This window comes from Rhodococcus sp. P4_F3_2 (genome assembly GCF_056401335.1).
In genome coordinates, this window is the sequence record NZ_JBFUJN010000113.1 from 1 (window position 1) to 697 (window position 697).

Here is a 697-nt window from a genome sequence, read left to right on the forward strand (position 1 = left end):
CTTTCGCTGCGGACAAATTCCAATAATGCCTAAATGATACTTAGCGTCTTCCGTTTTAGAACCATCCACTTTTTCTGTATCGACTACGTTATAAATCATCGTCATCTTTTCACGCGGAAAATTAAACGTTCGATAAAACTCTTCATATACATATGGAGAAATCGCGATAATTTTATCGATATTTTCCATGTTAAAACTATGAGGGTAAATCGTATCACGCTCTTGAAGATGCATGCGTACAATTAACTGCTGATGAGGCTTTTTATGATGAGAATACCACACTGCATTTCCAAGTCCCCATTCGCAAACAATAACGTCGGCCCATTCTAAGCAAGCTTGGCTMTGYTCTTCATCATGAGCATTATGGCCACTCCACTCRTCCGTTTTAATTTCAAACCCAGGACGGCTTGCCAAACGGTCCATAATGATACGTGCAAATTTCAAATCATGTCCTGCAAATAATATCTTTTTCATTTTTGTAACCTCACAGCTCTATTTTATTTACCATAGCAGTGATGTCGTCCTTGCTGCTATCTTCTAATTTCAAGTAATTAAATTTGTCATTACTAAAGAACTGCTTGCCGTATTTAGCATATGACGCAAGACTTTGATCTTGTTCAAAGAGATTAATTACTTGCTCAAGCGAAAGATTGCTGTATACATTTGTTTTAGCAACGGAGCTCTGTGACGATAACTC

2 protein-coding genes are annotated in these 697 nt (G+C 37.6%); both read right to left on the bottom strand.

The window, feature by feature from the left end:
- A partial coding sequence (locus tag AC1DWA_RS33005) for a glycosyltransferase (RefSeq protein ID WP_477917638.1) occupies positions 1–474 on the bottom strand: 474 nt, incomplete at its 3' end.
- Between the two features lie 10 nt (positions 475–484).
- Positions 485–697: hypothetical protein (locus AC1DWA_RS33010; protein ID WP_477917640.1), on the bottom strand; the 213-nt coding region annotated here is incomplete at its 5' end.